We start from the raw sequence: 22,817 nt of genomic DNA, 5'->3' as shown, positions 1-22,817 counted from the left end.
TGTCCCGCCCGGGGCCGGCCGCCGCCCCCGCGCCCCCTTCGGACCAGCCGCCGACGTGCGGTAAAGTTCTGTTCGCGTCGTTCCGCGGGCCACCGCGGAGGACACACCGGGACGTGGCGCAGCTTGGTAGCGCACTTGACTGGGGGTCAAGGGGTCGCAGGTTCAAATCCTGTCGTCCCGACGGTGTCGACCAGCGGGCCTGCCGATATGGCGGGCCCGCTGGTCTGTTTTGTCCGGGGCGTGTGTGACACCGGTGACCGGTCCGCCCCCGGGGCCGGAGCGTGGCCTGAAACCGCGGGCGGCGCCCTCCCGGCCGGAAAACCCCTTGGACTCCTCCTCCGCCGCCGCGGGACACTGCCGTTCCTGATCGGCCCGAACGCGCATGCCGCACCGGCGCGGCGCGAGGTGTGCGGGGACGCCGCGACCGCACCCCGCCCCCGCCGGGCCGGCCCGGGCGAGCCGTCCGACAGCACGGGGGTGCAATGGGACCGACTTCGTCGCGCGGGAATCCGCCGGAAAAGGGCGCGGTCGCCCTCGCGCTGCGGTTCTACGGGCGGGAACTGGCGCGGCTGCGATGGCTTGCGGTGCCCGGGATGCTGCTGCCCGCGCTGGCGAACATCGGTACGAACTACATCGCGCCGCTGGTCGTCGCCAAGCTCGTCGGCCGCCTCGCCGGTGACGCCGGCACCAGCCTCGGCTCGGCCCTGCCGTACGTGCTCGGCTTCGCCGGCGTCCTGCTCTTCGCCGAGTTGCTGCGGCGGCTGGGCCTGCACTGCCTGAACCGCCTCGACGCCCTCGGCATCGAGCATCTGTACGTCGTCGGCATGGACGAACTGTTCGCCAAGGACGCCGCGTTCTTCCACGACAACTTCGCCGGGTCGCTGACCAAGCGGGTGCTGAGCTTCGCCTCGCGCTTCGAGGAGGGCGTCGACACGCTGACCTTCTCGGTCGTGGGCAGTCTCGTGCCGCTGATCTTCGGCTCGGTGGTGCTGTGGGGCTACGAACCGCTGCTCGTGGTGGGCCTCCTGGTCATGATCACCGTGACGGCGCTGTGCGTGGCCCCCCTCATCCGGCGCCGCCAGGCCCTCGTCGGCCGACGTGAGGAGGCCATCGCCCGGGTGTCGGGACACGTCGCCGACAGCCTCATGAACATGGACACGGTCCGCGCCTTCGCCGCCGAGGAGGGCGAGGCCGCCGAGCACCGGTCCCGGGTCGCGGAGTCACGACGCCTCACACTGCGGTCGTGGGACTACGGCAACCTGCGCATCGACACGCTCGTCGCCCCGATGTCCGTGCTGACCAACGCGCTCGGCCTGCTGCTGGCGGTGGCGCTCGGCGGGGGCAGGCTCGGTGTGGAGGCGGTCGTGGTCGTCTTCACGTACTACAGCAACGCGACACGGATCATGTTCGAGTTCAACCAGATCTACCGGCGGCTGGAGAGCTCGATGACGGAGGCCGCGCAGTTCACCGAGCTGCTGCTGACTCCGCCGACCGTGCTCGACCCGCCGCGCCCGGAGCCGCTGCGCTCCCGTGCCGCCGACGTCCGCTTCGAGCGCGTCACGTTCGCCCACGCCGGCGCCCCGCCCCTCTTCGAGGGCCTCGACCTGGCCGTACCCGCCGGGGCGAAGGTCGGCCTCGTCGGCCGGTCGGGCGGCGGCAAGACCACCCTCACGCGCCTGCTGCTGCGGATGACGGACATCGACGGCGGACGCATCCTGATCGGCGGCCAGGACATCGCCGGACTGCGTCAGGCCGACCTGCGGAGCATGCTCGCCTACGTGCCGCAGGACCCGGCCATGTTCCACCGCACCCTGCGGGACAACATCGCCTTCGCCCGGCCGGACGCCACCGACGCCGAGGTGAGGCGCGCGGCCGAGGCGGCGCACGTCACCGAGTTCGCCGACGCGCTGCCGGACGGCTTCGACACCATGGTCGGCGAGCGCGGCGTCAAGCTGTCCGGCGGCCAGCGCCAGCGCGTCGCCCTGGCCCGGGCGATCCTGCGCGACGCGCCGATCCTGCTCCTCGACGAGGCGACCAGCGCCCTCGACTCCGAGAGCGAGCTGCTCGTCCAGGAGGCGCTGTGGCGGCTCATGGAGGGGCGGACCGCGCTCGTGGTGGCCCACCGGCTCAGCACCGTCGCCACCATGGACCGGCTCGTCGTCCTCGACCGCGGGCGGATCGTCGAGCAGGGCACCCACCAGGAGCTGCTCGCCTCGCAGGGCACCTACGCCAAGCTCTGGCAGCACCAGTCGGGCGGCTTCCTCGACGACGACCCCGCCCGCGCCGGTCTGCTCTGAACCGCCGATCCCGGCGCCCCGGAGCGGGGGAGTGGCCTGCCTCACAGAAGCGGAGTGGGCCGCTTCACATGGCGCCGAGCGGGCAGGGCCGACACCATGGTGCGCGTCACCGAGCAGGCTGAAGGGATCCCGAATGTTCCGCAAGGTGCTGGTCGCCAACCGAGGTGAAATCGCGATTCGAGCGTTCCGCGCCGGCTTCGAGCTGGGCGCCCGGACGGTCGCCGTCTTCCCCCACGAGGACCGCAATTCACTGCACCGGTTGAAGGCCGACGAGGCCTACGAGATCGGCGAGCCGGGACACCCGGTGCGGGCCTACCTCTCCGTGGAGGAGGTCGTCCGCGCCGCGCGCCGGGCGGGAGCCGACGCGGTCTACCCCGGCTACGGGTTCCTGTCGGAGAACCCGGACCTGGCCCGTGCCTGCGAGGAGGCGGGCATCACCTTCGTCGGGCCGAGCACCCAGACGCTGGAGCTGACCGGGAACAAGGCGCGTGCCGTCGCGGCGGCCCGCGCGGCCGGTGTGCCGGTCCTCGGTTCCTCTGCGCCCTCCACCGACGTCGACGAACTCGTCCGCGCCGCCGAGGACGTCGGGTTCCCCGTGTTCGTCAAGGCGGTCGCGGGCGGCGGCGGGCGCGGGATGCGCCGTGTCGAGGACCCGGCCCAGCTGCGGGAGTCCATCGAGGCCGCCTCGCGGGAGGCCGCGTCCGCGTTCGGTGACCCCACGGTCTTCCTGGAGAAGGCCGTCGTGGAGCCCCGGCACATCGAGGTGCAGATCCTCGCCGACGGACAGGGCAACGTCATCCACCTGTTCGAGCGTGACTGCTCGGTGCAGCGCCGCCACCAGAAGGTCATCGAGATGGCGCCCGCGCCGAACCTCGACCCGGCGCTGCGCGAGCGGATCTGCGCCGACGCCGTCCGGTTCGCCCGCGAGATCGGCTACCGCAACGCGGGCACCGTGGAGTTCCTCCTCGACCGGGACGGCAACCACGTCTTCATCGAGATGAACCCGCGCATCCAGGTCGAGCACACGGTGACCGAGGAGGTCACCGACGTCGACCTCGTCCAGGCCCAGCTGCGCATCGCCGCCGGTGAGACGCTGGCCGACCTCGGTCTCTCCCAGGAGACGGTCACCCTGCACGGCGCCGCCCTCCAGTGCCGTATCACCACCGAGGACCCGGCCAACGGCTTCCGCCCGGACACCGGCAGGATCAGCGCCTACCGCTCGCCCGGCGGCTCCGGCATCCGGCTGGACGGCGGCACCACCCACGCCGGCACGGAGATCAGCGCGCACTTCGACTCCATGCTGGTCAAGCTCACCTGCCGGGGCCGCGACTTCGACACCGCGATCGGCCGGGCCCGGCGTGCCGTGGCCGAGTTCCGCATCCGCGGCGTCGCCACGAACATCCCGTTCCTCCAGGCCGTCCTCGACGACCCGGACTTCCGCGCCGGCCGCGTCACCACGTCGTTCATCGAACGGCGCCCGCACCTGCTGACGGCACGCCACTCCGCCGACCGCGGCACGAAGCTGCTCACCTACCTCGCCGACGTCACCGTCAACAAGCCGCACGGCGAGCGCCCCGAGTCCGTCGACCCCGGCACGAAGATCCCGGTGGTGCCCGCCACGGAACCGCCCGCGGGCTCCCGGCAGCTCCTGGTCGAGCTCGGCCCCGAGGGCTTCGCCCGCCGGCTGCGCGAATCGCCGACCATCGGCGTCACCGACACCACGTTCCGCGACGCCCACCAGTCGCTCCTCGCCACCCGGGTCCGCACCAAGGACATGCTCGCCATCGCGCCCGTGGTCGCCCGGACCCTGCCCGAACTGCTGTCCCTGGAGTGCTGGGGCGGCGCCACCTACGACGTGGCGCTGCGCTTCCTCGCCGAGGACCCGTGGGAGCGGCTGGCGGCGCTGCGCGAGGCGGTGCCGAACATCTGCCTGCAGATGCTGCTGCGCGGCCGCAACACCGTGGGCTACACCCCGTACCCGACAGAGGTCACCGACGCCTTCGTGCAGGAGGCCGCGGCCACCGGCATCGACATCTTCCGCATCTTCGACGCGCTGAACGACGTCGGGCAGATGCGGCCCGCCATCGACGCCGTACGGGAGACCGGGACGGCCGTCGCCGAGGTCGCCCTCTGCTACACCTCCGACCTGTCCGACCCCTCCGAGCGGCTCTACACCCTCGACTACTACCTCCGCCTGGCCGAGCAGATCGTCGAGGCCGGCGCGCACGTCCTGGCCGTGAAGGACATGGCGGGCCTGCTGCGGGCCCCGGCCGCGGCGACCCTCGTCTCGGCGCTGCGCCGGGAGTTCGAGCTGCCGGTGCACATCCACACCCACGACACGGCGGGCGGCCAGCTCGCCACCTACCTCGCCGCGATCCAGGCCGGCGCCGACGCGGTCGACGGAGCGGTCGCGTCGATGGCGGGCACCACCTCGCAGCCGTCGCTGTCGGGCATCGTCGCCGCGACCGACTACTCCGAGCGGCCCACCGGGCTGAGCCTGAAGGCCGTGGGCGACCTGGAGCCGTACTGGGAGAGCGTCCGCAGGATCTACGCGCCCTTCGAGGCGGGCCTGGCCTCGCCGACCGGGCGGGTCTACCACCACGAGATCCCCGGCGGGCAGCTGTCCAACCTGCGCACGCAGGCGGTCGCGCTGGGTCTCGGCGACCGCTTCGAGGACATCGAGGCGATGTACGCCGCCGCCGACCGCATCCTCGGTCACCTGGTGAAGGTCACGCCGTCCTCGAAGGTGGTCGGCGACCTCGCGCTCCACCTGGTCGGCGCCGGTGTCTCGCCGGAGGACTTCGAGGCCAACCCGAACCGGTTCGACATCCCCGACTCCGTCATCGGTTTCCTGCGGGGCGAGTTGGGCAACCCGCCCGGCGGCTGGCCCGAGCCGTTCCGTACCAGGGCGCTGGAGGGGCGCGCTGCCCCCAAGCCGCAGGAGGAGCTTTCCGCGGACGACCGCGAGGGCCTCGCCAAGGACCGGCGCGCGACCCTGAACCGGCTGCTGTTCCCGGGCCCGACACGGGAGTTCGAGACGCACCGCCAGACCTACGGCGACACCAGCCTGCTGGACAGCAAGGACTTCTTCTACGGACTCCGCCCGGGGAAGGAGTACGCGGTCGACCTCGAACCGGGCGTGCGGCTGCTCATCGAGCTGGAGGCGGTCGGCGAGGCCGACGAGCGCGGTATGCGGACCGTGATGTCCGCGCTCAACGGCCAACTGCGGCCGATCCAGGTACGCGACACCGCTGTGTCCTCCGACATCCCGGCGACGGAGAAGGCTGACCGGGCCAACCCCGGTCACGTCGCCGCGCCGTTCGCCGGAGTGGTGACCCTCGCGGTCGCCGAGGGCGACGAGGTGGAGGCGGGCGCCACGGTCGCCACCATCGAGGCGATGAAGATGGAGGCCTCGGTCACCGCCTCGAAGTCCGGGAAGGTGTCGCGGCTCGCGATCAACCGCATCCAGCAGGTGGAGGGCGGCGACCTGCTCGTCGAGATCGCCTGACCCCCGACCCACCGGACCCGGCAGCCAGGCCCGTCCGGCCGCTCCGCCGCACGTGACACAGGGGTGGGGGGGGCGCGGGGGGGGGGGGCCCCCCCCGCCCCCCCCCCCCCGGCCCCCCCCCCCCCCCCACCCCTGTGGCTATCCTGTCCCGCACAACCGGACACGGGGTGCCCCGCACGAGGGCTGAGATCACACCCGTCGAACCTGAACCAGTTAGGACTGGCGGAGGGATGTCTCATGTCGTTGCCGCATGCCCGTGGCGAGGTGGCCGTCGCAGGCCCGCAGGGCGCCTTCGACGGGCGGATGCCCGCGGCCCCCGGTGACCTGCGGGTCGAGGCGCGGGGCATAGCGCCCGTTCCCGAGGACGCCCGCTACGGCGGCCCCGGGCGGCTGTTCACCGTGTGGTTCGCGCCCAACCTGACCATGACGGGGGTGTTCACCGGCACCGTCGGCGCCGCACTCGGCCTCGACTTCGCCACCGCGCTCGCGGCCGTCGTCCTCGGCACCCTCCTCGGTGCCGTACCGACCGCCTTCCTCGGCACCTGGGGCAGCCAGACCGGCGCGGCCCAACTCCCGCTCTCCCGGCTCGCGTTCGGCCCCGCCGTCGTACTGCCCGGCGCTTTGCAGTGGCTGTCGTCGATCGCCTGGGACGCGCTGATCGGCCTGTTCGGCGGAGACGCGCTGGCCCAGCTCTGCGGCCGGCCGTTCTGGCTCGGCGTCCTGGTCGTGATGGCCGCACAGGGAGCGCTCGGCGTCCTCGGGTACGAGGCGATCCACCGCCTCCAGACCGTGATGACCTTCGCGCTCGGCGCCGCCTTCCTCGCCCTCACGGCCAGACTGGCGACCGGTGACCCACGCCTCGCCACGGCCACCGCGCACGGCGCCGACCGCGCCGGCGCCTTCGTCCTGACCTGCGCCGTCGCACTGAGCCTCGCCCTGTCCTGGGCCCCCTACGCCAGCGACTTCAGCCGCTACCTGCCGCGCTCCGCGTCCCGGCCCCGGATGTTCCGGTGCACGCTGCTCGGTCTCGCCGTCTCCTTCGTCGCCGTCCAGGCGCTCGGCCTGTGGGGCGCGTCCGTCTTCACCGACCAGACCGCCCACGGCGTCGACGCGCTGCTCGGCGGCGGGGTACCGGGCGCCCTCGGACTGCTCGCCGTGGCGCTCGCCGCCCTGTGCAGCAACGCCATGAACGACTACAGCGGCTCCCTGGCACTGCAGACCATGGGGGTACGGCTGCCGCGTCCCGTCGCAGCCGCCCTGGCCGCGGCGCTCGGGTTCCCGCTCGTGCTCTGGATGCACGCCGCGGACACCACCGCCCGCTTCCAGAACGTGCTCCTCCTCGTCGGCTACTGGATCCCCGGGTTCGTCGCCGTCGTGGCCGTCGACTGGAGCGTGCGCCGCAGGGCCCGCAGCGGCGCACCGGTCGACCTCGCCGCCGAGGAGGCCCGCCCGCGGCCGTGGTGGCCGGCGCTCGTCGCGTTCGCCGCCGCCTTCGCCGCCGCGGTCCCGTTCATGAGCACCAGCCTGTACGTCGGCCCGGTGGCCAAGGCCCTGCACGGCGCCGACCTCGCCTACCCCGTGGCCTTCGCCGCGGCCCTCGTGGTGTACGCCCCACTGCGCCTGCGCGCCCGCCGCTGACCCCGGCGTCCCCGCCGCCGCACGCCCCTTCCCCGTACGGAGAACCAGGTATGACTCCCTCCACCGGCCCCGCCGCACCGTCCCTCGCGCCGCCCCGCGTCCTGACCGTCGCCGGCTCGGACTCCGGCGGCGGCGCGGGCATCCAGGCCGACCTGAAGACGATGCTCGCGCTGGGCGCGCACGGCATGAGCGTGCTGACCGCGGTCACCGCGCAGAACTCCGTCGGCGTCCAGGGCGCCTGGGAGCTCCCGGCCGATGCCGTGCGCGCGCAGTACCGCAGCGTCGTAAACGACATCGGCGTGCAGGCCGTGAAGACCGGCATGCTCGCCTCGGCCGAACTGGTGCGCCTGGTCGCCGAGTTGCTGGCGGGGACCGCCGCGCCGGTGGTCGTGGACCCGGTGAGCGTCTCCAAGCACGGCGACCGCCTGCTGGCGGACGAGGCCCTGGACGCCGTACGTACCGCGCTGCTGCCGGTGGCGACGGTGGCCACCCCGAACCTGGACGAGACCGCGCAGCTCACGGGTGTCCGCGCCACGGACGAACGGGGCATGTCCGAGGCGGCCGAACGGCTGCTGGCGTTCGGGCCGCGCTGGGTCCTGGTGAAGGGCGGGCACCTGCCCGGCGAGGCCGTGGACCTGCTCACCGACGGCGCCGAGGAGCACTGGCTGCGCGCGCCCCGCCACGACAACCGCCATACCCACGGAACCGGTTGCACCCTGGCCTCCGCGGTGGCCGTGGGCCTGGCGCAGGGGCTGCCCGTGCCGGAGGCGGTGCGGCGCGCGAAGGACTACGTCACGGGCGCGATAGCCGCGGGCTTCCCGCTGGGCGCGGGTCTGGGCCCGGTCGACCACGGCTGGCGGCTGCGCGAGAACCGCTGACCCGAGCCGGACCCGGGGTGTACGTCAGGGGCCGGTGCGCAGGGGCGTCAGGGAGACCGTGGAGGCGTTGCCGGACACGGGCACCTCGCCGTGCGTCCACCGCACCCGCAGTGAGGCCTTCTCGTCGGGCGGCGTGACCAGGAGCGCGTCCGGTTCGGCGGTCTTCGCGCCGCTGATCCCGGGGTTGGAGAAGGTCAGACCGGCCAGGGCGCTCTGCCCCGGCGCCAGGGTGACCGTCCTCGGCTTCTCCGACGACCGCTTCGGGTCGGGGCCGAGCTGCCTGCCGGACGCGTCGACGAAGGCCGCGCCGGGGAAGCCGCGCACGGTGCAGGTGCGCGAGGAGCCGTTGGTCAGGACGACGCGGAAGTTCTCCTGCCCGGCGCCGGGGTCGTTGTCCCCGACCGAGGCGCGCAGCTCGGAGGTGTGGCACCGGCCGCCCGGAGTGCCGCTCCCGACCGGGCTCGGAGCGGACGATGAGGTACGGCCCGCCCCCGTCGGCGTCGCGTCCCCGCCCGGACTCGTCGGGCCGCTCGAACCGGCGGCCGAGGTGGGTGTGCCGGAAGCCGTTCCGGCCGTGCCGGACGCCTTCGTCGGCGTACCGCTCGAGCCGTCGTCACCGCCGCAGCCGGTCAGCAGCCCGAGCAACGCGAGGCCCGCGAGCGCCGCCGGCACCCGGAAGCGGGCGGGCGTACGCCGGGCCCGGGCCGCGCCCGGCCGGTCCGTGCCGTCACGCAGGAAGGTCGCCATGCCACAACTCCTCGGGTCGCACCGCACTCACGGCACGCGGCGACCGTGGTGGTCCACCGCACGCGCCACGACGCGTTCTGCCCCGTCACCGTGCTCCGACGCACCCCGGCCCCGGGAAGTTCGCGGAATCGGCCTACGGGCCCGCGCACGTACGGGCCGGGCGAAGCGGTAGGCACACCCCCGCCTGCACAGAACCCCGGCAACCGCCTGAGCACTTACCCCGGGCGCCTGACCTGGCCCGGAGCCGCGCCGGAATCCGGTGGCGCCGAACGGGTGGACTCGAAGGGACGCGTACCAGGCCGGGACCTCCGCCCCCGGGTCCGGATGGGACGTTGCCCTCGAACCCCCGACCTGGAAGAGGTCCCCTGTGCGACGTACCCCCTCCCGCCGCCTGTTCGCCGCATCGCTGCTGGTGGCGTCCATCCTGGCGCCCATGACCGCGATCCCCGCCACGGCCGACCACGCCGTGGTCGCCGACCGCTTCGACAAGGACAGGACCCCACCGGACGGACTCGGCCGGAAACTGACCGCCCGGCTGGACAAGGCCGTCGAGAAGGTCCGCCGGGCGGCCGAGATCCCCGGCGTCGTCGTCGGCCTGTGGATGCCGGGCAAGGGCAGCTACGTCCGCGCGACCGGCCTCGCCAACATCGACACCGGTGAGCCGATGACCACCCGTGAGTTCGTCCGGATCGGCAGCGAGACCAAGACCTTCACGGTCACCGCGCTGCTCAAGCTCGTCGACGACGGCCGGATCGGCCTCGACGACCCCATCTCCGCCTACGTCGACGGCGTACCGAACGGCGACCGCATCACCCTGCGGCACCTGGCCGAGATGCGCAGCGGCCTGTACCCGTACAGCGACGACCCGGACTTCGACCACGACCTGATGAGCGACCCCAACCGCTACTTCTCCCCGGAGGAGCTGCTCGAGTACGGCTACCGGCACAAGAACACCTTCGCGCCCGGGAAGAAGTTCGAGTACAACAACAGCAACCTGATCCTGCTCGGCCTGGTGATCGAGAAGGTCACCGGCCACCGCCTCGCCGACGTCATCGAGCGCCGCGTGCTGCGCCCGGCCCACCTGCGCCACACGCTGTTCCCGGAGGGCTCCGAGTTCCCCGAGCCGCACCCGCGGGGGTACACGAACCAGACCCTGAGCGGCGAGGTCGCCGACTCCACGGACTGGGACCCGAGTTGGGCCTGGGCGGCGGGCGCGATGATCTCGAACCTGCACGACCTGCACCGCTGGGCCAAGATCGTCGCGACCGGTGAGCTGATCAGCCCGCGGCTCCAGGCGGAGCGGCTCAAGACGCTGCCGACCGGCCACCCCGGCACCACCTACGGCCTCGGCATCTTCAAGTCCGACGGCTGGATCGGGCACAACGGCTCCATCCCGGGCTACGAGACGGTGACCGTCTACCTGCCGTCGAAGAAGGCCACCCTCGTGGTCATGATCAACACCGACATCACGGTCGGCGGGCAGGAGCCGTCCACCCTCGTCGCCCGCGCGATCACCGAGATCGTGACCCCGAAGAACGTCTACGCCCGTCCGCTCCCCCCGAGCTAGAGGACCGGTACCGGCATCGCCGCCCGGCCGGATCGAACGGCCGGGCGGTGTCACGGGCTCGGCGGTGTGCCGGGTGACCGGCTGAATTCCCGGATCAGCCGCGCGAGCCGTTCCGGTTGGTCCAGCGGGACGAGCGTGTAGCTGTCCGTCACTTCCACCAGCCGTGCCCGCGGCAGGAGTTCGGCCAGGCGCCGCCCGTGCTCGGGAGGCATCACCCGGTCCTCGGCCGCCCAGACCACCAGCACCGGTCGCTCGAAACCGGCCAGCCGCTCGGCCGCGGCGAGCAGGAAGCCGGTGTCCGCCGCCGCCGCGCGCAGCAGCCGGACGGCGTCGCGGCGGATCCCGGACAGCTCCGTCACCGGACGCACCCACGGCGCCGTGGCGGCGTCCCCGCGCCTGGTCAGCCACCCGAACGCGACCGGGAGCCGCCGCACAGCCCTCAGCCGCAGCTGCCGCATGAACAGCCCGAACATCCGCGGCGGGAGCCGGCCGGCGAGCAGCAGCGTTCTGCCGGTGAGCCCCGGCGGGAAGTTGTCGAAGGCGTCGCAGGAGACGAGGACGGCCCGCCGCACCCGGGGCGCCCCGTCGGCCAGGAGCAACTGGACGAGTGCCCCTCCCGTGTCGTTGCCCACCAGGACGACATCGCGCAGATCGAGGCGGTCCAGGAGTTCGGACACCAGGTGCGCCACCCCCGGCAGCGACAGGTCGGCCTCGGGCCGCATCGGGTGACGGTGCGCGCCGAGGGGGAGTGTCGGCGCCACACACCGGTGGTCGGCCGACAGGTCGGCGAGCGGCCCGTCCCACAGGGAGGCGTCCATGAGCAGCCCGTGCAGCAGCACCACGACAGGCCCGTCGCCACCGGTGTCCTCGTAGGCGATCGTCCCGCAGGACAGCTCGATCTCGGTCACGCGCTCTCCTCCATGACCCGCTTGGGGCCCGCCTTTCCCGGCACCTGCGCCGGCGACGGGGGCGCGGAGGGCCGGTGACCGGTGCTGGCGCTGCTCATCGCCGCCCAGGAGAGCAGGCCGAAGGCGGCCAGGGCGGCGCCCGTGCGGACGGCGTGGGCGAGCTGCCAGCGGTCGCGCACGTCGGCCCAGTCCGCGGGCGGGGCCTGCACCTGCCAGTCGAGCTGGTCGGCGTTGACGGGGAGATTGAGGACGAGCGTCGTGACCAGCACGCTCAGCAGCAGGACGAGTGCCGTCGCCGTCGGCCACAGGGCGGGACCCCGGGGCCGTAGCGCCATCGCGGTCAGGGTCGCCGTGATCAGCAGCGCCGGCAGGAGGGTGCCGGACGCGAGGTCGTCCAGGCGGACCAGCTCGACCTGCCGTACCTGGGTGTAGACGGCCCCGTCGAAGCGCCGCAGGGAGAGTTCGAGGACGAGGACCGCCACCAGGAATCCGGCGAACACACCCGAGAAGAGCAGGCTCGCGAGGCGCAGTGCCCGTGTCGTGCGTTCGTGTCCGGTCGTGCCCGCAGCCGTGATCATGGTGCACACTCCCGTCGGAGTACCGTGTCCTTCGCGGACCCGATATTACGAGGAGCGTAACATATGAGTTCCGTAGGACCCGAGGGCGCCCGCGAGCACCGGCGGCTGAGCGGGGAGATCAGGGAGTCGCTCCGGGCGCTGGGGGTACAGCTCTCCCTGCTCAACCAGCAGGTCGGGGCGCGGCTGGAGCTCAAGGCGGTCGACGTCGACTGTCTCGACCTGATCAACCGGCACGGTCCGATCGGCCCCAGCGCGCTCGCCAGGCTCGCCGGTCTGCATCCCGCCACCCTGACGGGCATCCTCGACCGCCTGGAGCGCGGCGGCTGGATCGCCCGCGAGCGCGATCCGAACGACCGCCGTGCCACCCGACTGCGGCCCCTGCGCGAGCGGAACGCGGAGATCATCGGCCTCTACTCCGGGATGACCTCGGCGGTCGAGGAGATCTGCGCCGACTACGACGAGAGCCAACTGCGGCTGCTCGCCGACTTCCTGAGCCGCACCGCGGCGGCGGGCGGCGAGGCGACGGACGAACTGGCCGCCCGCTGAGACATGTTGTTGGTCGCCCCCTGGTCGTCGGGTTGAACTCGGCGGGGAGTGCGCCTGGTTCCGCCGCCCTGTCCCGACTCCCCGGTCCTTTCGTCTCTCGCAACTGTGCGGCCGGCCCGTCCGGTCCCAGCCGACTCGTCTGCCCGCGCCGGGCGGTTCGTCCGTCGCCCCCGCACCGTCCGCCGTCCTCGGCGGGGTCGCCCGTCCGGTTCCGGTCGGCCCTCGCCGTGGACGCCGTGGGCTCTGTACGGGTGGCCCTGTGGGACGGCGGAGCGGTCCGTATGCCTCCCTGGCCGCCGGTGCGTCGTGCAGCCGCCGTCCGGCCGACCCCGCCGGGGTCGGCCGGACGGCTTCGGCTGGTTCGTCCGGCTCGCCAACGCGCGTGCTTCCGGCATTGGTTGATCCTTCATCACTCCGACACCTGTCGACACTGGTGTTTTCGGTGACGCCCCGGAAAGCTGTCCTGGGCATGCCAATACGACCGCCCGCACCACCCCCACGCCGCGGTCGACCAGGAGGACGCAGTGAAGAAAAGCTCGCGCACCCGCAGAGTCTCGGTGATCCTCGGCAGCGCGCTGGCGCTGGTCGTGGCGTTCCCGGGAAGCGCCCTCGCCGACCCGCCCAGGGCCCTGCCGGCCAACGCGGACGGTCTGGAGCAGACGTTCCAGCCGGCCTTCGACTACGACACCGACGGCTGCTACCCGACGCCCGCCATCGGCCCCGACGGGACCCTGAACCCCGGCCTCAACCCCTCCGGCGCCCTCAACGGGCAGTGCCGCGACTCCTGGGACCTCGACAACACCAACGGCTACTCGCGCGAGAAGTGCAACAACGGCTGGTGCGCGATCATGTACGGCCTCTACTTCGAGAAGGACCAGGCCGTGGCCGGCAGCAGCCTCGGCGGACACCGCCATGACTGGGAGCACGTCGTCGTCTGGGTGCAGAACAACCAGGCGCAGTACGTCTCCACCTCGGCGCACGGCGGTTTCAGCGTCTACGGCCGCGACCAGATCCGCTGGGACGGGACCCATCCCAAGGTCGTCTACCACAAGGACGGCCTGAGCACGCACTGCTTCCGCCCGGCCAACTCCAACGACGAACCGCCGGAGAACCACTACCACACCTGGCGGTTCCCGAGCCTCGTCGGCTGGAACGGCTACCCCGCGGGCCTGCGCGACAGGATCAGCCAGGCCAACTGGGGCAGCGCCGTCTTCGGCCTCAAGGACGGCAACTTCAACTACCACCTCGAGAAGGCCAAACCCGCGGGCATCGCGTTCGACCCCAACGCCTGACGGGCGGGCCGTGGCCGGGACCGGTCGCCCGTGTGCGGTAGGGTTCACCTGCGCGATCACGTGGGAGACCACGGGAACCGCGGCGGGACGTGGCGCAGCTTGGTAGCGCACTTGACTGGGGGTCAAGGGGTCGCAGGTTCAAATCCTGTCGTCCCGACTTCTGAGAAGTCGCAGTTCGGAGGCCGTACCGGAAGATTCCGGTACGGCCTCCGCCGTCGTGCCCGCCGGGCGTGGTCCCGCTACTCGACCTTGGCCCAGTCGAGCGTGCGCTCCACCGCCCGCTTCCAGCCCGCGTAGCCCTCCGCGCGCCGGTCGTCGGACCACTGGGGCTCCCAGCGCTTCGACTCCTGCCAGTGGGTGCGCAGTTCGTCGGTGTCACGCCAGAAGCCGGTGGCCAGCCCAGCCGCGTAGGCGGCGCCGAGCGCGGTGGTCTCCGCGACGACGGGGCGGCTGACCGGAACGCCGAGGACGTCGGCCTGGATCTGCATGCACAGGTCGTTGGCGGTCACGCCGCCGTCGACCTTGAGCACGTCCAGGTGGACTCCGGAGTCCTGCTCCATCGCCTCGACGACGTCACGGCTCTGGTAGCAGATGGCCTCCAGCGTCGCCCTGGCCAGATGCCCGTTGTCGTTGTACCGGGCGAGACCGACGATCGCGCCGCGCGCGTCGGAGCGCCAGTACGGGGCGAACAGTCCCGAGAACGCCGGCACGAAGTAGATGCCGCCGTTGTCCTCGACCGTCCTGGCGAGGGTCTCACTCTCCGCGGCGTCGCTGATGATCTTCAGCTGGTCGCGCAGCCACTGCACCGCGGAGCCGGTCACCGCGATGGAGCCCTCCAGGGCGTACACCGCCGGGCTGTCGCCGAACTGGTACGCCACGGTGGTGAGCAGCCCGTGCTGTGAACGGACCAGCTCGGTACCGGTGTTGAGCACCAGGAAGTTGCCGGTGCCGTAGGTGTTCTTCGCCTCGCCCGGCGCGTAGCAGACCTGCCCGACCGTGGCCGCCTGCTGGTCGCCGAGCACCCCGGTGATGGGGATGGCGGCACGCAGCGGCCGGGACGTACGGGTGACGCCGTACGCCTCCCGGTGGGACGAGGGGCTGATGGTGGGCAGCATGGCCCGCGGGATGCCGAAGAATCCCAGCAGCTCGTCGTCCCAGTCGAGGGTCTCCAGGTCCATCAGCATGGTGCGGCTGGCGTTGGTCACGTCGGTGGCGTGGATGCCGCCGTCGGGACCGCCCGTCAGGTTCCACAGGACCCAGGCGTCGGTGTTGCCGAAGAGGGCGTGGCCCTGTTCGGCCGCCTCGCGGACCCCGTCGACGTTCTCCAGGATCCACTGGATCTTGCCACCGGAGAAGTAGGTCGCCGGGGGCAGCCCCGCCTTGCGGCGGATGACATCGCCCTTGCCCGAGCGCTCCAGGGCCGCGGCGATGGAGTCGGTGCGGGTGTCCTGCCAGACGATGGCGTTGTAGTAGGGGCGGCCGTTGCGCGGGTCCCAGACGACCGTGGTCTCCCGCTGGTTGGTGATGCCGATCGCGGCCAGGTCGTCGGGGGACAGGTTCCCGTGCCGCAGGGCGTTCTGCATCACCGAGTTGGTGCGTTCCCAGATCTCCACCGGATCGTGCTCGACCCAGCCCGACCGGGGCATGATCTGCGCGTGCTCCAGTTGGTGCTTCGCCACCTCGTTCCCGGCGTGGTCGAAGATCATGAATCGGGTGCTGGTGGTCCCCTGGTCCACCGCGCCGACGAAGTCCGCCATGGGGATTCGCCTCCTTCTTGGGGGTCAGGACTCGTCGGGGGAGGGGACGCGTCCGGGCGGCTCCGGCTCGGCCGTCGGCAGGAACCGGCCGATCAGGAACTTGTAGATGCCCGCGCCGAGCAGGCCGCCGATGAGCGGACCGATGATCGGGACCCAGAAGTAGATATTCCCGTACTGATCTCGCCATGCTCCGCCGTAGCCCGTGAAGAAGCTCGCCAGCCTCGGCCCGAAGTCACGCGCCGGGTTGATCGCGTACCCCGCGTTGGTGCCCCAGGCCATACCGATCGCCACCACGACCAGACCGATGATGAACGGGGCCAGGTTCGCGCCGGGCGGTGTGTTGAGCAGGTCGGTGATGGCCAGGATCAGCAGCAGCAGGATGGCGGTGCCGATGATCTGGTCGCGGAAGGCGCCCCACTCGTGGACCGGCAGGTTCGGGTTGCCGTTCGCCGGAAGGGTCGAGAAGACGCCCTGTGTCTTGATGGTGTGTCCGGGGTCCGCCTTCGCCAGCGCCTCGGTGTAGTTCCAGCGCACGATGAGGGCGGCCACGAACGCTCCGGCCGTCTGCGCCAGCGCGTACGGCGCGACCTTCCGCCACGGGAAGCCCTTGAACGTGGCCAGCGCGACGGTGACCGCCGGGTTGAGGTGGGCGCCGCTCAGCCGTGCGGCGACGTAGACACCGAGGGTGACGCCGAGGCCCCATGCCCAGGCGATGCTGTCGTGGTTGCCGAGACCGCCCGGAGGCGTCGTGAGTGCGCCGCCGGCGACCACCTGGGCCACCACGCCGCACCCGAAGAGGATGAGAACCATGGTGCCGAGGAACTCGGCCGACATCTCACCGGCCAGCCCCAGCCTTTTGAATCGCTCAGCCATGGAAAGCCCGCTTCCCACCGGCACGGGGCCGGCCGTCGTTCTGTCCGAGCCCTACTCGCACAGAATAGAACGATCACCCGGTAAGCGCACAATAAGGAAAATATGCCCCGTTCAGGGCATACGGAGCAGGTGTCAGGACCTGTGCAGCGGGGAGCCGGTCAACGCCTCGGAGGGCCTGCCGTCGACGCCGTACGGGACGTCGCCCGCCAGCATCACCCGGTGCAGGACGCGCGGGAAATCCAGGTGCCCGGTGTCGGCGGGAGCGAGGTGCACCGTCGCCCGGTTGTCCCAGAACGCCACGCTGCCGGGCTCCCAGCGGAAGCGGACCGTGTACTCGGGGCGGGTCGCCTGCTCGACGAACATCTCCAGCAGGCGCAGGCTCTCCGCGCGGGACACGTCCAGGATCTGGTCGACGTAGTAACCGTTGACGAAGAGCAGCCGCTCGCCCGTCTCCGGGTGCACGCGCACCAGCGGGTGCACCGAGGCGACCTGATGGTCCTGGAGGTGCCGGACGTAGGCGTCCTGGTCCGCTCGCGGCCGGTATCCGACGCCGAGCCGGTGCTCCGCCCGCAGCCCGTCGGCGAACCGCCGCACCGGCTCGGACAGGCCCGCGTACGCGGCGGCCAGGTTGGACCAGGTGGTGTCGCCGCCGTACGGCGGGACGGTCTCCGCGCGCAGGACGGTCGCCGCCGGCGGGTCGATCCGGGCGCCGTGGTCGCAGTGCCACCCCCGCAGCAGGGTGTGCCGGCGCCGCTCCAGCCACTCGTCGCGGTCCATGCCGTAGCGGCCGGCCAGCTCCAGCCGGTCGGCCGTCGTCTCCACCTGCGGGAAGTCCGGGGGCGACGCCTTGCCGCGGGAGCGCAGGGTGACCGGCTCGCCGAAGCGCCGGGCGAGCGCCACATGGGCGGCGTGGTCGAGGCGCTGGTCCCGGAAGAAGAGCACCTTCCAGCGCAGCAGGGCCGCCCGGATCGCGGCGACGACCGCGTCGTCCAAGGGCCCGGCGAGGTCGACGCCGCCGATCTCCGCCCCCGTGTGGCCCGAGGCCGGCCGCACCTCGATACCGGCGTCCGTCGTCACGTCCGTCTCCGCTCCGTCGTGTCCCCGGGCACAGGTGCGCCCCGGTCGTCGGGCCGAAGCCCACGTGATCGCTACCCTGCCCGGCCCGGTCGAACGCGTACGCGTGGACGCCCCGTCCGCAGGCCGTACGCGTAGGCGCCCTGTACGCCGGGAGCGGCCCGCCGACCCCGACCGGCCGGCGCCGGACCTGCGCCCCGCCACCACCGGGCCCGCGCCGCCGAGCCCCGCCCAGCGCCGCGCGCCCCGCGTCGGCACCCGGCCCCCGGAACGCCACCGCCCCGGCCGGGAGGACCCGGCCGGGGCGGCGCTGCGGACCCGCGGGTCCGCGAAGGTGCGTCAGGCGAGGATCGCCAGCGCCTCGTTCCACGTCTTCGACGGACGCATGACGGCCGAGGCCTTGGAGACGTCGGGCTGGTAGTAGCCGCCGATGTCGGCCGGCTTGCCCTGCGCGGCGATCAGCTCGTCGACGATCGTCTGCTCCTTGTCGGCGAGCGTCTCGGCGAGCGGGCCGAAGGCCTTGGCCAGGTCGGCGTCCTCGGTCTGCGCGGCCAGCTCCTGGGCCCAGTACAGGGACAGGTAGAAGTGGCTGCCGCGGTTGTCGATGCCGCCGACGCGACGGGTCGGCGACTTGTCGTTCTCCAGGAACGAGGCCGTCGCGCGGTCCAGGGTGTCGGCGAGCACCTGGGCGCGCGCGTTGCCCGTGGTCGTCGCGAGGTGCTCGAAGCTGGACGCCAGAGCCAGGAACTCGCCCAGGCTGTCCCAGCGCAGGTAGTTCTCCTTGACCAGCTGCTGCACGTGCTTCGGGGCGGAACCACCGGCGCCCGTCTCGAAGAGGCCGCCGCCGTTCATGAGGGGCACGATCGAGAGCATCTTGGCGCTGGTGCCGAGCTCCAGGATCGGGAACAGGTCGGTCAGGTAGTCACGCAGGACGTTGCCGGTGACCGAGATCGTGTTCTCGCCGCGGCGGATGCGCTCCAGGGAGAACGCGGTCGCCTCGACCGGGGACAGGATCTTGATGTCCAGGCCCTCGGTGTCGTGCTCGGGCAGGTACCGCTTGACCTTCTCGATCAGCTGGGCGTCGTGCGCGCGGGTCTCGTCCAGCCAGAAGACGGCCGTGTCGCCGGTGGCGCGGGCGCGGGTGACCGCGAGCTTGACCCAGTCCTTGATCGGGGCGTCCTTGGTCTGGCAGGCGCGGAAGATGTCGCCGGCCGAGACGGTCTGCTCCAGGACGACGTTCCCGGCCTGGTCGACGAGGCGGACCGTGCCGGTGGCCGGGATCTCGAAGGTCTTGTCGTGGCTGCCGTACTCCTCGGCCTTCTGCGCCATCAGACCGACGTTCGGGACCGAGCCCATCGTCGCCGGGTCGAAGGCGCCGTTGGCGCGGCAGTCGTCGATGACGACCTGGTACACGCCGGAGTAGCTGCTGTCGGGGAGGACCGCGAGGGTGTCGGCCTCCTGGCCGTCCGGGCCCCACATGTGGCCGGAGGTGCGGATCATCGCCGGCATGGAGGCGTCGACGATGACGTCCGACGGGACGTGCAGGTTGGTGATGCCCTTGTCGGAGTCGACCATCGCGAGCTCCGGGCCCTCGGCGAGCTCCGCGTCGAAGGACGCCTTGATCTCGGCGCCCTCGGGCAGCGCCTCCAGGCCCTTGTAGAGGCCGCCCAGGCCGTCGTTCGGGGACAGTCCGGCGGCGGCGAGGGTCTCGCCGTACTTCGCGAACGTCTTCGGGAAGAAGGCGCGTACGACGTGGCCGAAGATGATCGGGTCGGAGACCTTCATCATCGTGGCCTTGAGGTGCACCGAGAAGAGCACGCCCTCGGCCTTGGCGCGGGCGATCTGCGCGGTGAGGAACTCCCGCAGCGGCGCGACGTGCATCACGGAGGCGTCCACGACCTCGCCCGCCAGGACGGGTACGGACTCGCGCAGCACGGTGGTGGAGCCGTCGTCGCCCACCAGCTCGATGCGCAGCGCCGTCGGCTCGGAGATCACGGCGGACTTCTCGGTGGAGCGGAAGTCGTCCACGCCCATGGTGGCGACGTTCGTCTTCGACTCGGAGGTCCAGGCGCCCATGCGGTGCGGGTGGGCCTTGGCGTAGTTCTTCACCGAGGCGGGGGCGCGGCGGTCGGAGTTGCCCTCGCGCAGGACCGGGTTCACGGCGGAGCCCTTGACCTTGTCGTAACGGGCGCGGATCTCCCGCTCCTCGTCGCTCTTCGGGTCGTCCGGGTAGGCCGGCAGCGCGTAGCCCTGCTCCTGCAGCTCGGCGACCGCGGCCTTCAGCTGCGGGATCGAGGCCGAGATGTTCGGCAGCTTGATGATGTTGGCCTCGGGCGTCTTGGCCAGCTCACCGAGCTCCGCCAGGGCGTCCGGGATGCGCTGCCCCTCCTCCAGGTACTCGGGGAAGAGGGCGATGATGCGCCCGGCAAGCGAGATGTCACGGGTTTCCACAGTGACACCGGCCTGCGACGCGTATGCCTGGACCACCGGCAAGAACGAATGGGTCGCCAGGGCCGGGGCCTCGTCAGTGTGCGTATAGATGATGGTCGAGTCAGTCACCGGTGCTCCGCTCCACGTCTGCAACATTGCTCGACATCAAGATACCTCGTGACCGGCCCCCACTCGACAGGACCCTGCCGCCCGTCCGCCCACCGGGACCCGGGACGGCGGCGGCCCGCCGCCGGACGCCGGACCCCGGCGGGACACCCCCGGCCGGGGCTCTACGGCAGCCGCGTGCGCGCCTCGCGCTGGTGCGGGATGCCGGGGCCGGACTCGGGCAGCACCGTGTCGGGGCCGACCGAGTCGGGCAGCGCCGACGCGCCCTGCTGGAGCGCGACCGTCCTGGTGGGCGCCGGAATCCTGATGCCCTCGTCCCGGTACCGCCGGTGCAGCCGCTTGATGAACTCGTGCTTGATCCGGTACTGGTCGCTGAACTCGCCCACGCCGAGGATCACGGTGAAGCCGATGCGCGAGTCGCCGAAGGTGTGGAAGCGGACGGCGGGTTCGTGCTCCGGGACGGCGCCGGTGATCTCCGTCATCACCTCGGCCACCACCTCGGTGGTCACCCGCTCGACGTGCTCCAGGTCGCTGTCGTAGCCCACGCCGACCTGCACGAGGAGCGTCATCTCCTGCTCGGGACGCGTGAAGTTGGTCATGTTCGTGCCCGCGAGCTGGGCGTTCGGGATGATGACCAGATTGTTGGAGAGCTGGCGCACGGTCGTGTTGCGCCAGTTGATGTCGACGACGTAGCCCTCCTCGCCGCTGCTGAGGCGGATGTAGTCGCCGGGCTGGATCGTCTTCGAGGCGAGGATGTGGACGCCCGCGAAGAGGTTGGCCAGGGTGTCCTGAAGTGCCAGCGCGACCGCGAGACCCCCCACGCCGAGGGCCGTGAGCAGCGGGGCTATGGAGATGCCCAGGGTCTGCAGCATGACCAGGAAGCCCATCGCCAGCACCACGACCCGCGTGATGTTGACGAAGATCGTCGCGGAGCCCGCGACTCCCGACCGGGACTGCGCGACACTGCGGACCAGACCCGTGATGACGCGGGCCGCGGTGATCGTCGCGACCAGGATGAGCACCACGGTCAGGACACGGTTGACGTTCCGCCCGACCGACGTGGTCAGGGGCAGCGCCGTGGCCGCGGCGGCGACGCCCGCGGACACCGCCGCCCACGGCACCAGGGTGCGCAGCGCGTCGACGATGACGTCGTCGCCGCTCCAGCGGGTGCGCAGGGCGTGCTTGCCCAGCCAGCGCAGCAGCATCCGCAGCAGGACGGCCGTCGCGAGGCCCGCGGCCAGGGCGATTCCGGCGACGACCAGATCGTCCACGGTGAGGGCTCGGTTCACCGGTCGCCTCCCGTGCGGCCGAGGGAAGGGCTCGCGGGCCCGGTGTGATGTGTCGTCACTTGCCACCTGCTCGAATCCGGGGAATGCACGGTCACGCCGGACGGTGGATCGCCGTCCGGGACGACCGCTCATCCTGCCGCATCCGGGCGTACGACCGTCACCAGGCCCACGGGAAACGGCCATTGACCCCGCACGCATGCCGAGGTCACGGCGGGGGAGTTCGTCTCACGCACGCCTGATCGGTCACGCCTGGTCGGCCGCCTTCGTCACTTCTCCACGGCCGAGGGGTGCAGGAAGCGCCGCCGCAGGTCCCGGCGCAGGAGCCGCAGCCGATGCCGGGACCTGCGGCGCACGAGCTGGGCGATCGGCACGCAGGGGCGTGCGGTGAACTCGTCGGCCGCGCGCGGTGAACGGGCCTCGCGCGGGAGCGCGTCGAGGACGGGACCACCGAACCGGTCGCCGGACTCTCCGGAACGTCCCTCGACGACGGACTCCGAGACGGACGGACGAGGAGACATGGCTCTCCAGACGGTTGCGGCCGAGGGCGCCAGAGGCGGGAGCGAGGACACCGGTGTCGCCAGCCACCCTGGACGCCCGCGAACGAGAAGCACTCGAACAATGACGGAGCGTCAGTGGACGTATGTCATACGTCAGTTGACCGGACGCGAGGGAGTGGCTAGGGACACAGGCGCACGCCATCCGCGGCGGCTCGGCGCGCACCGGAGCCGCGCGGGCACCCGCCCGCCCCCGTGGCGCACGAGCACATGCCTCCGCGCCCCGGCCTGCCACGCGGCTCATCCTCGACCGGGAAGCGAGCGCGAGGGCGCATAGATGGATGCCGGGCCGGGTCGTACCGGTGGACCGAGATCCCCTACAGGAGCCCGATCATGAGCAGCAGCCCGAGCGGACGCGACCGCGGACTCGACGATTCGTTCCACGTCTTCGACACGACGCTGCGCGACGGCGCGCAGCGTAAGGGCATCAACCTCACGGTCGCGGACAAGCTGGCCATCGCGCGGCACCTGGACGACTTCGGCGTGGGCTTCATCGAGGGCGGCTGGCCCGGCGCGAGTCCCCGGGACACGGAGTTCTTCGCCCGTGCCCGGCAGGAGATCGACTTCCGGCACGCCCGGCTCGTGGCCTTCGGCTGCACCCGCCGCCCCGGAGCCGAGGCGGCACTCGACCGGCAGGTGCAGGCGCTGCTCGACTCGGGTGCCCCGGTGATCACCCTCGTCGCGAAGTCCCACGACCGGCATGTCGAGCTGGCGCTGCGCACCACCCTGGAGGAGAACCTGGAGATGGTGCGCGA

General features: G+C 72.1%; 16 protein-coding genes, 2 tRNA genes, 1 pseudogene and 1 riboswitch. Of the genes and pseudogenes, 10 read left to right on the top strand and 9 right to left on the bottom strand.

All coding sequences use genetic code 11. The features are described 5' to 3' along the window. Positions 1 to 107: 107 nt before the first annotated feature. The 5 genes from ACFYQQ_RS00095 to thiD all read left to right on the top strand — a co-directional run bounded on the left by ACFYQQ_RS00095 (position 108) and on the right by thiD (position 8,321). Positions 108 to 181: transfer RNA gene (locus ACFYQQ_RS00095), tRNA-Pro, on the top strand. 301 nt (positions 182 to 482) lie between these two features. After that, positions 483 to 2,297: an ABC transporter ATP-binding protein gene (locus ACFYQQ_RS00090; RefSeq protein WP_356237953.1), complete on the top strand. Its 1,815-nt coding sequence runs from the start codon at positions 483 to 485 to the stop codon at positions 2,295 to 2,297. Between the two features lie 133 nt (positions 2,298 to 2,430). Next, positions 2,431 to 5,805: a pyruvate carboxylase gene (locus tag ACFYQQ_RS00085; protein WP_355786727.1), complete on the top strand. Its 3,375-nt coding sequence runs from the start codon at positions 2,431 to 2,433 to the stop codon at positions 5,803 to 5,805. A gap of 153 nt (positions 5,806 to 5,958) precedes the next feature. Further along, a riboswitch (TPP riboswitch) is annotated at positions 5,959 to 6,053 on the top strand. Continuing rightward, a complete protein-coding gene (locus tag ACFYQQ_RS00080; protein WP_388902569.1) occupies positions 6,043 to 7,443 on the top strand; it encodes a purine-cytosine permease family protein in 1,401 nt (466 codons plus the stop codon). (Overlaps the previous riboswitch by 11 nt.) 50 nt (positions 7,444 to 7,493) lie before the next feature. Continuing rightward, entirely contained in the window at positions 7,494 to 8,321 is an 828-nt protein-coding gene (gene thiD, locus ACFYQQ_RS00075; protein WP_355794922.1) for a bifunctional hydroxymethylpyrimidine kinase/phosphomethylpyrimidine kinase, read from the top strand. Positions 8,322 to 8,345: 24 nt separating this feature from the next. On the opposite strand, the gene ACFYQQ_RS00070 is transcribed toward thiD, so the two are convergent. After that, positions 8,346 to 9,068: a DUF4232 domain-containing protein gene (locus ACFYQQ_RS00070; protein ID WP_388902567.1), complete on the bottom strand. Its 723-nt coding sequence runs from the start codon at positions 9,066 to 9,068 to the stop codon at positions 8,346 to 8,348. A 367-nt stretch (positions 9,069 to 9,435) separates the two neighbouring features. Between ACFYQQ_RS00070 and ACFYQQ_RS00065 the strand changes: the two genes are divergently transcribed. Continuing rightward, positions 9,436 to 10,635, top strand: coding sequence for a serine hydrolase domain-containing protein (locus tag ACFYQQ_RS00065; protein ID WP_355787056.1), 1,200 nt, complete (start codon positions 9,436 to 9,438; stop codon positions 10,633 to 10,635). 50 nt (positions 10,636 to 10,685) lie between these two features. On the opposite strand, the gene ACFYQQ_RS00060 is transcribed toward ACFYQQ_RS00065, so the two are convergent. Together ACFYQQ_RS00060 and ACFYQQ_RS00055 are read right to left on the bottom strand one after the other, a co-directional pair. Beyond that, complete coding sequence (locus tag ACFYQQ_RS00060) at positions 10,686 to 11,543, bottom strand: alpha/beta fold hydrolase (RefSeq protein ID WP_388902564.1); 858 nt, start codon at positions 11,541 to 11,543, stop codon at positions 10,686 to 10,688. Then, the gene (locus ACFYQQ_RS00055; RefSeq protein ID WP_356165983.1) at positions 11,540 to 12,121 is read right to left on the bottom strand and encodes an anthrone oxygenase family protein; all 582 of its coding nucleotides are present in this window, start codon (positions 12,119 to 12,121) and stop codon (positions 11,540 to 11,542) included. Before ACFYQQ_RS00055 ends, ACFYQQ_RS00060 begins: the two co-directional genes overlap by 4 nt. Positions 12,122 to 12,184: 63 nt before the next feature. Here ACFYQQ_RS00055 and ACFYQQ_RS00050 point away from each other — a divergent pair, with 63 nt between their 5' ends. From ACFYQQ_RS00050 to ACFYQQ_RS00040, 3 genes are all read left to right on the top strand, one after another. Next, on the top strand, positions 12,185 to 12,667 hold the full coding sequence (locus ACFYQQ_RS00050) for a MarR family transcriptional regulator (protein WP_355795835.1): 483 nt from the start codon (positions 12,185 to 12,187) through the stop codon (positions 12,665 to 12,667). Between the two features lie 524 nt (positions 12,668 to 13,191). Further along, the gene (locus ACFYQQ_RS00045) at positions 13,192 to 13,959 is read left to right on the top strand and encodes an NPP1 family protein (protein ID WP_356237961.1); all 768 of its coding nucleotides are present in this window, start codon (positions 13,192 to 13,194) and stop codon (positions 13,957 to 13,959) included. 83 nt (positions 13,960 to 14,042) lie between these two features. Beyond that, a tRNA-Pro gene (locus ACFYQQ_RS00040) sits at positions 14,043 to 14,116 on the top strand. Between the two features lie 82 nt (positions 14,117 to 14,198). Here the strand turns inward: ACFYQQ_RS00040 and glpK are convergent. The 6 genes from glpK to ACFYQQ_RS00010 form a co-directional block, all read right to left on the bottom strand. Then, positions 14,199 to 15,716 (bottom strand): glycerol kinase GlpK, encoded by a 1,518-nt coding sequence (gene glpK / locus ACFYQQ_RS00035; RefSeq protein WP_356165977.1) that lies wholly within the window; start codon positions 15,714 to 15,716, stop codon positions 14,199 to 14,201. Between the two features lie 24 nt (positions 15,717 to 15,740). Next, the gene (locus tag ACFYQQ_RS00030) at positions 15,741 to 16,589 is read right to left on the bottom strand and encodes an MIP/aquaporin family protein (RefSeq protein WP_355793240.1); all 849 of its coding nucleotides are present in this window, start codon (positions 16,587 to 16,589) and stop codon (positions 15,741 to 15,743) included. 132 nt (positions 16,590 to 16,721) lie between these two features. Continuing rightward, entirely contained in the window at positions 16,722 to 17,666 is a 945-nt protein-coding gene (locus tag ACFYQQ_RS00025) for a TauD/TfdA family dioxygenase (protein ID WP_356165974.1), read from the bottom strand. A 336-nt stretch (positions 17,667 to 18,002) separates the two neighbouring features. Then, positions 18,003 to 20,222 carry an NADP-dependent isocitrate dehydrogenase gene (locus ACFYQQ_RS00020; protein ID WP_388902558.1) on the bottom strand — a complete coding sequence of 740 codons (2,220 nt, stop codon included), beginning with the start codon at positions 20,220 to 20,222 and terminating at the stop codon, positions 18,003 to 18,005. Between the two features lie 161 nt (positions 20,223 to 20,383). Next, positions 20,384 to 21,508 (bottom strand): mechanosensitive ion channel family protein, encoded by a 1,125-nt coding sequence (locus tag ACFYQQ_RS00015; protein WP_355786609.1) that lies wholly within the window; start codon positions 21,506 to 21,508, stop codon positions 20,384 to 20,386. 266 nt (positions 21,509 to 21,774) lie between these two features. Further along, positions 21,775 to 22,026 carry a hypothetical protein gene (locus ACFYQQ_RS00010; RefSeq protein ID WP_355786610.1) on the bottom strand — a complete coding sequence of 84 codons (252 nt, stop codon included), beginning with the start codon at positions 22,024 to 22,026 and terminating at the stop codon, positions 21,775 to 21,777. 369 nt (positions 22,027 to 22,395) lie between these two features. On the opposite strand from ACFYQQ_RS00010, the pseudogene ACFYQQ_RS00005 reads away from it, so the two are divergent. Beyond that, a pseudogene (locus tag ACFYQQ_RS00005) lies at positions 22,396 to 22,817 on the top strand (citramalate synthase); the annotation flags it as partial.

The organism is Streptomyces sp. NPDC005496 (assembly GCF_042872045.1).
Taxonomy (GTDB): domain Bacteria; phylum Actinomycetota; class Actinomycetes; order Streptomycetales; family Streptomycetaceae; genus Streptomyces.
Note: the sequence above shows the minus strand (reverse complement) of the source record. Positions and strands in the feature narration are given on the sequence as shown.

Bases quoted from the DNA above. Each gene is read 5' to 3' on its own strand.
- ACFYQQ_RS00090 (WP_356237953.1), top strand. From the start codon at position 483: ATGGGACCGACTTCGTCGCGCGGGAATCCGCCGGAAAAGGGCGCGGTC.
- ACFYQQ_RS00085 (WP_355786727.1), top strand. From the start codon at position 2,431: ATGTTCCGCAAGGTGCTGGTCGCCAACCGAGGTGAAATCGCGATTCGA.
- ACFYQQ_RS00080 (WP_388902569.1), top strand. From the start codon at position 6,043: ATGTCGTTGCCGCATGCCCGTGGCGAGGTGGCCGTCGCAGGCCCGCAG.
- thiD (WP_355794922.1), top strand. From the start codon at position 7,494: ATGACTCCCTCCACCGGCCCCGCCGCACCGTCCCTCGCGCCGCCCCGC.
- ACFYQQ_RS00070 (WP_388902567.1), bottom strand. From the start codon at position 9,068: ATGGCGACCTTCCTGCGTGACGGCACGGACCGGCCGGGCGCGGCCCGG.
- ACFYQQ_RS00055 (WP_356165983.1), bottom strand. From the start codon at position 12,121: ATGATCACGGCTGCGGGCACGACCGGACACGAACGCACGACACGGGCA.
- ACFYQQ_RS00050 (WP_355795835.1), top strand. From the start codon at position 12,185: ATGAGTTCCGTAGGACCCGAGGGCGCCCGCGAGCACCGGCGGCTGAGC.
- glpK (WP_356165977.1), bottom strand. From the start codon at position 15,716: ATGGCGGACTTCGTCGGCGCGGTGGACCAGGGGACCACCAGCACCCGA.
- ACFYQQ_RS00030 (WP_355793240.1), bottom strand. From the start codon at position 16,589: ATGGCTGAGCGATTCAAAAGGCTGGGGCTGGCCGGTGAGATGTCGGCC.
- ACFYQQ_RS00010 (WP_355786610.1), bottom strand. From the start codon at position 22,026: ATGTCTCCTCGTCCGTCCGTCTCGGAGTCCGTCGTCGAGGGACGTTCC.